This is a genomic window from Acidovorax sp. Root70 (assembly GCF_001428225.1).
Classification (GTDB): domain Bacteria; phylum Pseudomonadota; class Gammaproteobacteria; order Burkholderiales; family Burkholderiaceae_C; genus Acidovorax.
The window spans coordinates 1-12,974 of record NZ_LMHQ01000031.1 but is presented as its reverse complement, the minus strand read 5'-3'; the positions used below and the strand labels follow the sequence as shown (position 1 = coordinate 12,974).

At 66.2% G+C, this 12,974-nt stretch carries 9 protein-coding genes and 2 pseudogenes; all 11 read left to right on the top strand.

The window, feature by feature from the left end:
• Positions 1–102 precede the first annotated feature (102 nt).
• Complete coding sequence (locus tag ASD94_RS19785) at positions 103–2,229, top strand: 3-hydroxyacyl-CoA dehydrogenase NAD-binding domain-containing protein (protein WP_056646672.1); 2,127 nt, start codon at positions 103–105, stop codon at positions 2,227–2,229.
• A gap of 103 nt (positions 2,230–2,332) precedes the next feature.
• Complete coding sequence (locus ASD94_RS19780) at positions 2,333–3,508, top strand: acetyl-CoA C-acyltransferase (RefSeq protein WP_056646671.1); 1,176 nt, start codon at positions 2,333–2,335, stop codon at positions 3,506–3,508.
• 43 nt (positions 3,509–3,551) lie between these two features.
• Positions 3,552–4,748, top strand: a complete 1,197-nt coding sequence (locus ASD94_RS19775) for an acyl-CoA dehydrogenase family protein (protein WP_056646668.1) — start codon at positions 3,552–3,554, stop codon at positions 4,746–4,748.
• Between the two features lie 10 nt (positions 4,749–4,758).
• Positions 4,759–5,892: an acyl-CoA dehydrogenase family protein gene (locus ASD94_RS19770; RefSeq protein WP_056646665.1), complete on the top strand. Its 1,134-nt coding sequence runs from the start codon at positions 4,759–4,761 to the stop codon at positions 5,890–5,892.
• Between the two features lie 4 nt (positions 5,893–5,896).
• On the top strand, positions 5,897–6,733 hold the full coding sequence (locus ASD94_RS19765) for an oxepin-CoA hydrolase, alternative type (RefSeq protein WP_056646663.1): 837 nt from the start codon (positions 5,897–5,899) through the stop codon (positions 6,731–6,733).
• On the top strand, positions 6,730–7,986 hold the full coding sequence (locus tag ASD94_RS19760) for a CaiB/BaiF CoA-transferase family protein (RefSeq protein WP_056646660.1): 1,257 nt from the start codon (positions 6,730–6,732) through the stop codon (positions 7,984–7,986). The genes ASD94_RS19765 and ASD94_RS19760 overlap by 4 nt, the downstream gene beginning before the upstream one ends.
• Before the next feature lie 15 nt (positions 7,987–8,001).
• The gene (locus ASD94_RS19755; protein ID WP_056646657.1) at positions 8,002–9,000 is read left to right on the top strand and encodes a tripartite tricarboxylate transporter substrate binding protein; all 999 of its coding nucleotides are present in this window, start codon (positions 8,002–8,004) and stop codon (positions 8,998–9,000) included.
• 183 nt (positions 9,001–9,183) lie between these two features.
• Positions 9,184–10,197, top strand: coding sequence for a tripartite tricarboxylate transporter substrate binding protein (locus tag ASD94_RS19750; RefSeq protein WP_056646654.1), 1,014 nt, complete (start codon positions 9,184–9,186; stop codon positions 10,195–10,197).
• An 8-nt stretch (positions 10,198–10,205) separates the two neighbouring features.
• Positions 10,206–11,771: a class I adenylate-forming enzyme family protein gene (locus ASD94_RS19745; protein ID WP_056646652.1), complete on the top strand. Its 1,566-nt coding sequence runs from the start codon at positions 10,206–10,208 to the stop codon at positions 11,769–11,771.
• Between the two features lie 156 nt (positions 11,772–11,927).
• Positions 11,928–12,381 (top strand): annotated as a pseudogene (locus ASD94_RS19740) (electron transfer flavoprotein subunit beta/FixA family protein); the annotation flags it as partial.
• Positions 12,382–12,617: 236 nt separating this feature from the next.
• A pseudogene (locus ASD94_RS24335) lies at positions 12,618–12,887 on the top strand (electron transfer flavoprotein subunit beta/FixA family protein); the annotation flags it as partial.
• Positions 12,888–12,974 lie beyond the last annotated feature (87 nt).

Genomic DNA, 12,974 nt, shown 5'->3' with positions numbered 1-12,974 from the left:
TGACAGTCTGTCAATGGGCTATGTAATTGTCAAGATTACTTCACCCATCAACAATCACCCCGTCATCAACAGGCACAGCCATTGACCAGGAGACTTCCCCGTATGCACGCCGCCGCTGCCGCATCTTCCGTTGTTACGACCGCGCTGCATGGCGATGTTCTGGTCGTCACCATCGACAACCCGCCCGTCAATGCCCTGGGCGCCGCCGTGCGCCAGGGCCTTTTGGCCGCCATGCAGCAGGCGCAGGCCGACATCAACGTGGCCGCCGTGCTGCTGGTGGGCGCGGGCAAGGCCTTCATTGCCGGGGCGGACATCCGCGAATTCGGCAAGCCACCGGTTGCGCCCATCCTGCCCGAGGCCTGCCGCGCCATCGAAAACCTGAACAAGCCCGTGGTGGCCGTGCTGCACGGTGCGGCCCTGGGCGGTGGGCTGGAGGTGGCCTTGTCGGCCCACTACCGGTTGGCCTTGCCCGCTGCCACGCTGGGCCTGCCCGAGGTAAACCTGGGCCTGTTGCCCGGCTCGGGCGGTACGCAGCGCGCCCCGCGCCTGATGGGCGTGCAGGCCGCCACTACCCTCATGCTCAGTGGTCAGCCCCTCAAGGCACAGGCCGCGCTGCAGGCAGGTCTGGTCGACAAACTGGTGGAAGGCACCGACCCGCTGGCCGCAGGCCTGGCCTATGTGCACGAACTGCTGGCGGCCAACGCTCCCGTGCGCCGCACGCGTGACCTCGCCATTGCCGAGCCACAAGCCGCGCTGGCCTGGCTGGAAGCACAGAAGACCGAGACCGCCAAAAAGTCGCGCGGCCTGTTCTCGCCCCTCAAGATCATCGAATGCGTGCAGGCTGCGCTGCAACTGCCGTTTGATGAAGGCATGGCCCGCGAGCGCGCCCTGTTCATGGAATGCCTGGACAGCCCACAACGCGCCGGGCTCATCCACGCCTTTTTTGCCGAGCGCGAAGTGGTCAAGGTGCCTGAGGCACAGGCCGCGCAGCCACGCCCCGTGGGCAGCATTGCCGTCATCGGTGGTGGCACCATGGGCGCGGGCATTGCCGTGGCGGCGCTGGATGCGGGCCTGCCCGTGACCATGATCGAGCGCGACGCCGAGTCCATTGCCCGGGGCCGCGCCAATGTCGAGAAGGTCTACAACGGCCTGGTGGCCAAAGGCCGCATGACCGATGCCGCGAAGGCCGCCGTGATGGCGCGGTACAGCGGCAGCACCAGCTATGCCGACATCGCCCAGGTGGACCTCGTGATCGAGGCCGTGTTTGAAGACATCGAGGTCAAGAAAGCCGTGTTCCGCGAGTTGGACGGCGTGTGCAAGCCCGGTGCCGTGCTGGCCACCAACACGTCGTACCTCGACATCGACGCCATTGCCGCTGCCACCCGCCGCCCGCAGGACGTGATCGGCCTGCACTTCTTCAGCCCCGCCAACATCATGAAGCTGCTGGAGATCGTGGTGCCCGCCAAGGTGGCGCCCGATGTGGTGTCCAAGGCGTTTGAGCTGGCCCGCAAGCTGAAAAAGGTGCCTGTGCGCGCCGGTGTGTGCGACGGCTTCATCGGCAACCGCATTCTGGCCGTGTACAAGCAGGCCGCCGACTACCTGCTGGAAGACGGTGCCAGCCCGTATGAGATCGACGCCGCCGTGCGCGGATTTGGCTTTGCCATGGGCCCCTTCCAGGTGACGGACCTGGCCGGTGGCGACATTGGCTGGGCCACCCGCAAGCGCCGCGCTGCGACGCGCGACCCCCAGGCCCGCTACGTGGAAATTGCCGACCGCATCTGCGAGCGCGGCTGGTTTGGCCAGAAGACGGGGCGCGGTTTTTACCTCTACCCCGATGGCGCCCGCGTGGGCCAGCCCGACCCTGAAGTGCTGGCCATTGTGGAGGCCGAGCGCGCCAAGAAGGGCGTGACGCCCCGCAGCTTCACCGCCGACGAGATCATGCGCCGCTACATGGCCGCCATGGCCAACGAAGGGGCCAATGTGGTGCACGAAGGCATTGCCCTGCGCCCGCTGGATGTGGACGTGACCTTTGTGGCGGGCTACGGCTTTCCGCGCCACCGGGGCGGCCCGATGAAGTGGGCCGACATGACGGGGCTCCCCAAGGTGCTGGCCGACATCCGCGAGTTCGCCAAGGAAGACCCGCTGTTCTGGAAGCCCTCGCCCTTGCTGGAAAAGCTGGTGCGGGAAGGGCGCAACTTTGACAGCCTGAACCAGGCTGAAAAGAGCTGACCTCGCCTCTCGCCGCGATTTTTAGGATCCATCGAATTCAAATCATTTTGGCCTCTGGCGCTTGATCAATAAGCGCAAAAAGCTATCAAATAAGGAGCAAATCATGCGTGAAGCCGTCATCGTTTCCACCGCCCGCACCCCGCTGACCAAGTCGCACCGGGGCGAATTCAACGCCACGCCCGGCCCGCAGCTGGCCGCGTATTCCGTCAAGGCGGCCGTGGAGCGCTCGGGCATCGACCCCGAGCTGATTGAAGACCTGGTGATGGGCTGCGGCTACCCCGAGGGCATCACCGGCAAGAACATTGGCCGCCAGACGGCGCTGCGCGCGGGTCTGCCCCTGTCGGTGGCGGGCATGGTGGCCAGCCGGTTTTGCGCGTCGGGCCTGCAGTCCGTGGCGATTGCGGCGGGCCGCATCGTGGCCGAAGGCGTACCTGCCATGGTGGCGGGCGGGGTAGAGAGCATCTCGGCCATCCGCGCAGGCAACCCGGCAGACATCGACCCCTGGCTGCAAGAGCACAAGCCCGACCTCTTCATGGCCATGATCGACACGGCCGACATCGTGGCCCACCGCTACGGCATTAGCCGCGAAGACCAGGACGCCTTCTCGCTGCAAAGCCAGCAGCGCACCGCCGCCGCACAGCAGGCGGGGGTGTTTGCCGACGAGATCGTGCCCTGCGCCGCACGCATGATGGAAAAGAACAAGGAGACCGGCGAGGTCACCTACCGCGAAGTGACCGCCACGCACGACAACTGCAACCGTGCCAACACCACGCTGGAGGGCCTGGCCAAGCTGGAGCCCGTGAAGGGCCCCGGCCAGTTCATCACCGCAGGCAATGCCTCGCAACTGTCCGACGGCTCCAGCGCCTGCGTGCTGATGGAAGCCAAGGAGGCCGAGCGCCGTGGCCTGCAGCCCCTGGGTGCCTTCCGTGGTTTTGCCGTGGCCGGTTGCGAGCCCGACGAAATGGGCATCGGCCCCGTGTTTGCCGTGCCCAAGCTGCTGGCACGCCACGGCCTCACGGTGCAAGACATTGACCTGTGGGAGATGAACGAGGCCTTTGCCTCGCAGGCCCTGTACTGCCAGCGCCGCCTGGGCATTCCCTCCGAGCGTCTGAACGTGAACGGCGGGGCGATTGCCATTGGCCACCCCTTTGGCATGACCGGTGCGCGCCTGGTGGGCCACCTGCTGCTCGAAGGCCGCCGCCGCAAGGCCAAGTACGGCGTGGTGACGATGTGCATTGCCGGTGGCATGGGCGCTGCAGGCCTCTTCGAAATTTTCTGACCTTGCGCCACACCACCGAACTCTGAACTGCAAGCGACCCGATATGGACCTGAATTTCACCCCCCAAGAAGAAGCCTTTCGCGCCGAGGTGCAGGCTTTCTTGAAAGACAAGCTGCCCGCACGCATCGCCACCAAGGTCAAGGCCGGGCAGCGCCTGTCCAAGGCCGACCAGGATGAGTGGCACGCCATCCTCAACGAGCGCGGCTGGCTGGCCAACCACTGGCCCCAGGCCTACGGCGGCCCAGGCTGGGGCGCGGTCGAGAAGTTCATCTTCGACACCGAGTGCGCCCTGGCCGGTGGCCCGCGCATCGTGCCCTTTGGCGTGAACATGCTGGGCCCGGTGCTCATCAAGTTTGGCAACGAGGCGCAGAAAAAATACTGGCTGCCCCGCATCCTGAGTGGTGAGGACTGGTGGTGCCAGGGCTACTCCGAACCCGGTGCGGGCTCGGATCTGGCTTCGGTCAAGACCACGGCAGTACGCCAAGGCGACCACTACATCGTCAACGGCCAGAAGACCTGGACCACCCAGGGCCAGCACGCCAACATGATCTTCTGCCTGGTGCGCACCGACCGCGAAGCCAAGGCGCAGTCGGGCATCAGCTTCTTGCTGGTGGACATGAAATCGCCCGGCGTGGAACTGCGCCCCATCCGCACGCTCGATGGCGACAAGGAAGTCAACGAAGTGTTTTTCACCGATGTGAAGGTGCCCGTGGAAAACCTGGTGGGCGAGGAAAACAAGGGCTGGACGTACGCCAAGTACCTGCTGACCTACGAGCGCACCGGCATCGCAGGCGTGGGCTTTTGCATTGCCGCACTGGCCAAGCTGAAGGTGGTGGCCGCCAAGGTGATGAAGAACGGCCAGACGCTGGACCAGGACCCGCTGTTTGCCGCCCGCATGGCCCAGGTCGAGATTGACCTGGAGAACATGAAGACCACCAACCTGCGCGTGATTGCTGCCGTGGCCGGTGGCGGCGTGCCGGGGGCGGAAAGCTCCATGCTCAAGATCCGTGGCACCGAAATCCGCCAGGAGATCCTCTCGCTCATCCGCCGCGCGGTGGGGCCTTACGCGCTGCCGTTCATCGAAGAAGCGCAGTACGAAGGCTATGCCGATGAACCCGTGGGGCCGAAAGAGGCGGCCACGGCTGCGGCCAACTACTTCAACTACCGCAAGCTGTCGATCTTTGGCGGCTCCAATGAAATCCAGAAGAACATCATCTCCAAGATGATTCTCGGCCTGTGAGGTTGCCGCGATGAACTTTGAACATACCGAAGACCGCCGCATGCTGGCGGACACCCTGACCCGCTTCGTGGCCGAGCAGTACGGCATCGAAACGCGCAACCACATTGCCTACGGCGACACCGGCACGGACCCTGCGCTGTGGGCTCGCTTTGCCGAGCTGGGCGCGATTGGCGCGCTCTTCCCCGAAGCCGATGGCGGCTTTGGCGGCGCAGGCTTTGATGTGGCCGTGGTGTTTGAAGCCCTGGGCGGCGGCCTGGTGGTGGAGCCCTTTGTCAGCGCGCTGGTGGTGGGCCGGGCGCTGGGCCAGGCGGGCAGCGCGGCGCAAAAGGAACACATCGCCAGCTTCATCGACGGCAGCACCGTCGCCGCGCTGGCGCACGAAGAGCCCGGCGCGCACTACGCCCTGAACCGCGTGACCACCCGCGCAGTGCGCCATGGCGATGGCTGGCAACTCACCGGCCACAAGGCCGTGGTGCTGCATGGCGACCAGGCGCAGTGGCTGCTGGTCAGCGCCCGTACCTCGGGCGCTGTGGACGATGAAAACGGCATCTCGCTGTTCCTGGTGCCCACTGATGCCGCAGGCCTGAGCCGCCGTGGCATGGGCCGCATCGACGGTGGCCGCGTGGCCGAAGTCAGTTTGCAGAACGTGCAGGTGAGCGCAGGGGCTTTGCTGGGCGCAGAAGGGCAGGGCTACGCGACGCTGGAGCACGCGGTAGGCTGGGGCATTCTGGCCGTGTGCGCGGAGGCGCTGGGCGCCATGGATGTGGCCAAGAAGCACACGCTGGAATACCTGCAAACGCGCAAGCAGTTTGGTGTGCCCATCGGCAGCTTTCAGGCCTTGCAGCACCGCATGGCCGACCTGCTGCTGGAAGTGGAGCAGGCGCGCTCTGCCGTCATCAACGCAGCGGCCGCGATGGACAGCACCGACCGCACCGAGCGCGAGCGCGCGCTGTCGGCCGCCAAGGTCACCATGGGCCGCATCGGCGCGCTGGTGGCTGAGGAAAGCATCCAACTGCACGGCGGCATTGGCATGACATGGGAGCTGCCGCTGTCGCACTACGCCAAGCGCCTCGTCATGGTGGACCACCAGTTTGGCGACGAAGACCACCACCTGGCGCGCTTCATCGCGCTGGGCCGGAGCTGAAGCCATGGAGCAGCCACTGCCTCTGCTGCAACGCCGCGAGGGCGCGGTGCTCGTGCTCTCCAACAACAACCCCGCGGCGCGCAATGCGCTGTCGCCCGCGTTCTACGCGGCGCTGACCGAGGCATTGGCGCAGGCCGAGGCCGACCCCACCGTGGGTGCCATCGTGCTCACCGGCGAAGGCGGGCACTTTTGTGCGGGCGGTGACTTGCGCCAGCTGGCCAAGCGCCGCGAGCTGCCCATTGAAGAGCGCCGCGCCAAGCTCGAAGGCCTGCATGACCTGATCCGCACCGTGCGCGCTTGCCGCAAGCCGGTGATTGCGGCGGTGGAGGGCGCAGCGGCCGGTGCGGGCCTGTCGCTGGCGCTGGCCTGCGACATGCTGGTGGCTGCGCGCAATGCCGTGTTCTCGGTGGCTTATGTGAAGGTGGGCCTCACGCCCGATGGCGGCGCCACGGCCTTCCTGGCCGAGTTCGTGTCGCGCCAGGTGCTGACCGAGCTGTGCCTCACCGGCGAACGCATTTCGGGCGAGCGGCTGCATGCACTGGGCCCGGTCAACCGACTGGCAGAACCGGGTGAGGCGCTGACGCAGGCATTGGCATTGGCCGCGCAGGTGGCCGTCGGGCCGGACCTGGCCATGGGCCGCATCAAGGCGCTGTGCCGCAGTGCCTATGCCCAGCCTCTGGACGGCCAGCTGGAGCTAGAAGCACAGCTCATGGTGCAGTCGCAAGCCACCGAAGAATCCCGCGAAGGCATTGGTGCGTTTCTGGAAAAACGACCGGCCGATTTCGCCCGCCTGCGCCAGGTCAATGCCGCTGGCGCGGGTACACAAGACACTACGCAATGACCTCCACAACCCCCACACCCGCATTGCCCGAGGGCATGGACTTCCCGCTCGAAGGCGTGCGCGTACTCGACCTTTCGCGCGTGTTTGCCGGGCCGCTGTGCGGCCAGGTGCTGGCCGACTTTGGTGCCGACGTGATCAAGGTGGAACACCCCGGCCGGGGTGACGACACCCGTGACTGGGGCATGCGCATCGGCAAGACCGAGACCACCTACTACAACAGCATGAACCGCAACAAGCGGTCCATCACGGTGGATTTGCAGACGCCCGAAGGCGTGAAGATCATCCGCGACCTGCTGCCGCAGTGCGACGTGGTGGTCCAGAACTTCAAGACCGGCGGCGCCGAGAAGCTGGGCCTGGGCTACGAGCAGCTCAAGGCCATCAAACCCGACCTCATCTACTGCTCGGTGGCGGGCTACGACAGCTCCGGCCCCGAGGCCAAGCGCCCCGGCTACGACCTGGTGATCCAGGGCGAGGCGGGGCTGATGGCCATCAACGGTGAGGCCAGCCAGCCGCCCCTGAAGTTCGGCGTGGCCGTGGTGGACATGATGACCGGCATGTACGCCGCGCAGGCTGTGCTGGCCGCGCTGTTCCGCCGGGAACGCACCGGCCAGGGCCGCCACATCGAGATGGCGCTGTACGACTGCGGCCTGATGATTACCGGCTACTACGGCCTGGACGCCATGCTGCTGGGCCACGACCCGCAGCGCTACGGCAACGCCCACCCGTCCATCGTGCCCTACGGCATGTTCGAGGCGCAGGATGGTCCGCTCATCATCGCCGTGGGCAACAACAGCCAGTTCGACAAGTTCTGCCGCCAGGTGGTGATGCGCCCGGATATCGTGGAAGACCCCCGTTTTGCCACCAACGTCGAACGTGCCCGCAATCGACTGACCCTGCTGCCGGAGATGAAGGCGTTGATTGCCAGCTTCCCGCGTGATGTGCTGCTCGAACGCCTGACCGCTGCGGGCATCCCTTGCGGCCGCGTGGCCGGCCTGCATGAGGCGCTGACCAGCGAGCGCACGCGCCGCGGCGGCCTGCTGCAGGAAATGCCCCACCCCGTAGCGGGCACCACGCATGTATTCGCGCCGCCTTATCGGCTGGACGGCCAGCGCTTGCCCATCCGCAACGCACCGCCCACCCTGGGCGCCGCCACGCGCGAGGTGCTGCGGCAGCTGCTGCAACTGCCCGAGGCCGAGCTGCAGGCCCTGCGCGACAAGGGCGTGCTCACGCTGCCCGACCCACAACAACATTGACAGGAGACTCCCCCCATGCGATCCCTTTCCCGCCGCGCCATCCTGGCCACCGTGGCTGCCCTGGCCCCCTTGGCTGTCCCCGGCATGATGTCGGCAGCCCATGCGCAGGCTTGGCCTGCCAAGCCCATCAAGCTGATCGTGCCGTACCAGGCGGGCGGCGCCACGGACATTACCGCCCGCACGCTGGGCGAGAAGCTCTCGGCCCGTCTGGGCCAGCCTGTGCTGGTGGACAACCGCGGCGGAGCCGGCGGGGTGACTGGCACCGACCAGGCGCTCAAGTCGCCGGCCGACGGCTACACCCTGCTGGTGTCCCTGGGCACCACTATGCTCATCAACCAGTTCCTGTACGACCGTCTGCCTTACCAGCCGCAAAAGGACCAGGCCCTCATCACGCAGATCGCGCTGGCGCCGGTGGTGCTGCTGGTCAACCCGCAGCTGCCGGTCAACAACGCGTCGGAACTGATGGCCTACATCGACCGCAACAAGGGCAAGATCGCCTATGGCTCGTGGGGCATGGGTTCGTACGCTCACCTGGCGGGTGCATGGCTGTCCGACAAGCACAAGGCCGACATGAACCATGTGGCCTACAAGGGCGAGGCCCCCATGCTGCAGGACCTTGTGGGCGGGCAGTTCCAGATGGCGTTTGCCAGCCTGCAGTCGGCCCGGCCGTACATCGAATCGGGCCGTCTCAAGCCACTGGCCGTGACCGGCGCGCAGCGCATGGACGCACTGCCCAAAGTGGCCACTATGGCCGAGCAGGGTATCAAGGACGAGGTCTTCCAGGTGACGGGCTGGGTGGGCATGAGCGCACCTGCCAAGACGCCGCCCGAAGTGGTGGCCCGGCTCGGCGCCGAGCTGCAGGCCGTGATCGCGATGCCCGAGGTGCGCGAGCGCATCCAGCAGATGGGCTTCATTCCCGTGGGTAGCAGCCCCGAGCAGTTCAACGCGCAGTTCAAGAAGGACGCACCGGTGTGGGAGCGGGTGGTGAAGGTCTCTGGCGCGAAGCTCGATTAACACCCCCCTGAGCCGCTGCGCGGCTTCCCCCCGCTCTCACACGGCTGCGCCATGCGGGCACGGGGACGCAGCCAGCGCGGCAGGGCGGCCCTTGCGCGGCTGCTCTCGCTTCGGCCTCGCCAGTTTCGGACGGTGTGGGCCTACGCAGCGCTAAGGACCCCTGAAAGACAAGACGTTTTCGCCATGAACAAACCATCCCTTTTCCCCGCTGCGTTTTCGCGTCGCGCCGTGCTGTTCGCCGCTGCTGCAGTGTCGGCCATGGGCCTGCTGGGCACTGCCCCGGTACACGCCCAGGCCTGGCCCAACAAGATGATCAAGCTCGTGGTGCCCTTCCCGGCGGGCGGCCCCACCGACACGGCCTCGCGCATCGTCGGCCAGAAGCTGGCCGAGCGCCTGAAGCAGCCCGTGGTGGTGGAGAACCGAGCGGGTGCGTCGGGCTCGATTGCCGCGCAGCAGATCGCCAAGACCCCTGGCGACGGCTACACGCTCATGATGCTGGCCACGCCCACGCTGCTGGCGCCGCACCTGTACAGAAAGGCGGGCTACGACACCACCAAGGATTTCGTCTCCGTGGCCACGGTGTACGACCTGCCCATCGTGGTAGTGGTCAACCCGGCGCAGATGCCCACCGTGACTGATCTGCAAAAGCTCATCACCCACGCCAAGGCGCGGCCGGGGCAGCTCAACTACACCTCGTCGGGTGTGGGCAGCTTTGGCCACCTGAGCATGGAGCTGCTCAAGCAGTTGGGCCAATTTGAGATGGAGCATGTGCCCTACAAGGGCGGTGTGCCCGCCATCACCGACACGCTGGGCGGCCAGGTGCCCATGATGTATGCCGACCTCGTGGCGGCGCTGCCCCATATCCAGACGGGCAAGCTGCGTGCGATTGCGGTGGGTTCGCCGCAGCGCGTGGGCGTTATCCCCAATGTGCCCACCATTGCCGAGCAGGGCTTCAAGGGCTTTGATGCCGTGTCGTGGGGCGGCCTGATGGCCCCGCCCGGTACGCCCAAGGAGGTGGTCGATCGCATCAGCACCGAAGTCAAGGCCATCCTGGCCGACAAGGAAGTGCAGGACAAGCTGCTCAACGCCGGTGCCATCGCCAACTACCAGGGCCCGGACCAGATGGCCAAGCGCGTGCGTGGCGATTACGCCAAGTGGGGCCAGGTGATCCGCGACAAGGGCATCACGTTCGAGTAAGTTGGGCCATGACCAACACCACTGCTTCTGCCCCTTTTCCCCCGTTCCGCCGGGTCTCCGATCTGCTGCGTGACAACGCGCAGCAGCGCCCGCAGGCCAATGCCTTGGCCGATGACGACTCTGCGCTGGGCTGGGCCGCGCTCGATGCCCTGGTGGACCGCGTGGCCGCATCGTTGCAGCAGGCCGGCCTGCAGTCGGGCGATGTGGTGGCCGTGTGTGCCGCGTCGTCGGTGCGTTATGCCGCTGCGTACCTGGGCGCCCTGCGTGCAGGTGTGGTGGTGGCACCGCTGGCGCCGTCCGTCACGCCTGAGGCCATGGCGTCCATGCTGGGCGATGCGCAGGCGCGCCTGCTGTTTGCCGATGCGCAGGGCAGGGCGGCGGTACCGCCTGCCGTGATAGAAGGCGCCGGTGCGCTGCCGCTCGTGGCGCTGGACGACGCGGGTGCGGGCACGCCGTGGATCGAGTGGCTTGCCCCTGAAGGCGCGGTGCCGCAGCCGGTGGACGTGGGCCCCGAGCACCCGTTCAACATCATTTATTCCTCTGGCACCACCGGCAACCCCAAGGGCATCGTGCAATCGCACGGCATGCGCTGGGCGCATCTGGTGCGCGGCCTGGCGCAGGGCTACGGCCCAGACAGCGTCACGCTGCTGGCGACGCCGCTGTATTCCAACACCACGCTGGTGTCGTTCTTCCCCGGCCTGTGCTGGGGCGGCAGCGTGCGGCTGATGCCAAAGTTCGATGCACTGCGTTACCTGCAGACCGCGCAGCAGATCCGCGCCACGCATTCGATGCTGGTGCCGGTGCAGTACCAGCGCATCATGGCGCTGCCGCAGTTTGGTGAGTTCGACCTGTCGTCCTTTCGCGCCAAGTTCTGCACCAGCGCGCCATTCCGCGCCGAGCTGAAGGCCGACATCCTGGCGCGCTGGCCGGGCGCGCTGTACGAGTTCTACGGCATGACCGAAGGGGGCGGCACCTGCATCCTGGCGGCGCACGAGCACCCGGACAAGCTGCACACCGTGGGCCAGCCGGCCTCCACCAGTGACATCCGCCTGATCGATGAAGAAGGAAACGAGTTGCCGCCCGGTACCACCGGCGAGGTGGTGGGCCACTCGCCCGGCATGATGACCGGCTACCACCGGCAACCCGACAAGACGCGCGAGGCCGAGTGGTTTGACGCCACCGGCAAGCGCTTCATCCGCACAGGCGACGTGGGCCGGTTTGACGCGCAGGGATTTCTGACCCTGCTGGACCGCCGCAAGGACATGGTCATCAGCGGCGGCTTCAACATCTACCCCAGCGACCTCGAAGCCGAGCTGCGCAAGCACCCCGCCGTGGAGGACGTGGCCGTGACCGGCGTGCCCTCTGAACAGTGGGGCGAGACGCCAGTGGCCTTTGTGTGCCGCCGACCGGGCGCCACCGAAGACGCCGCCCAGATCATGGGTTGGTACAACGCCCGGGCGGGCAAAACACAGCGGCTGGCCGCACTGCATTTCATCGACGAGCTGCCGCGCAGCGCCATCGGCAAGGTGCTCAAGCGCGAGCTGCGCGACCTGCACCGCACGCTGTCGCACTGATTGATTTCCTGTTTTTTCAGAAAGACCCAACCATGAAGATCCTCGTTCCCGTGAAACGCGTGGTGGACTACAACGTGAAGGTCCGCGTGAAGTCGGACAACACGGGTGTGGACATCGCCAACGTGAAGATGAGCATGAACCCCTTTGACGAAATCNGGTGGACTACAACGTGAAGGTCCGCGTGAAGTCGGACAACACGGGTGTGGACATCGCCAACGTGAAGATGAGCATGAACCCCTTTGACGAAATCGCCGTYGAAGAGGCCGTGCGCCTGAAAGAAAAAGGCCTGGTGACCGAAGTCATCGCTGTTTCCTGCGGCGTRGCCCAATGCCAGGAAACCCTGCGCACTGCCATGGCCATCGGCGCCGACCGCGCCATCCTGGTCGAGACCGATGCCGAACTGCAGCCTCTGGCTGTGGCCAAGCTCTTGAAGGCCCTGGTGGACAAAGAACAACCGGGCCTAGTGATCCTGGGCAAACAAGCCATCGACGACGACGCCAACCAGACCGGCCAGATGCTGGCGGCCCTGGCCGACCTGCCCCAGGCCACGTTCGCCAACAAGGTCGAACTGGCTGCCGACAAGGTCAGCGTGACCCGCGAAGTCGACGGCGGCCTGGAAACCCGGAGACCGATGCCGAACTGCAGCCCCTGGCCGTGGCCAAGCTCTTGAAGGCCCTGGTGGACAAAGAGCAGCCCGGTCTCATCATCCTGGGCAAGCAAGCCATCGACGACGACGCCAACCAGACCGGCCAGATGCTGGCGGCCCTGGCCGACCTGCCCCAGGCCACGTTCGCCAACAAGGTCGAACTGGCTGCCGACAAGGTCAGCGTGACCCGCGAAGTCGACGGCGGCCTGGAAACCCTGGCCCTGACACTGCCCGCCGTCATCACCACCGACCTGCGCCTGAACGAACCCCGCTACGTCACCTTGCCCAACATCATGAAGGCCAAGAAGAAGCAGCTGGACACCGTCAAGCCCGAAGACCTCGGCGTGGACGTGACCCCGCGCCTGAAGACCCTCAAGGTGACCGAACCCGCCAARCGCGGCGCAGGCRTCAAGGTGGCSGAYGTGGCCGCCCTGGTCGAGAAACTCAAGAACGAAGCGAAGGTGATCTAAATGTCGGTACTCGTTATTGCTGAACACAACAACGCGTCCATCAAGGGCGCCACGCTGAACACCGTCACGGCCGCAGTGGCCTGCGGC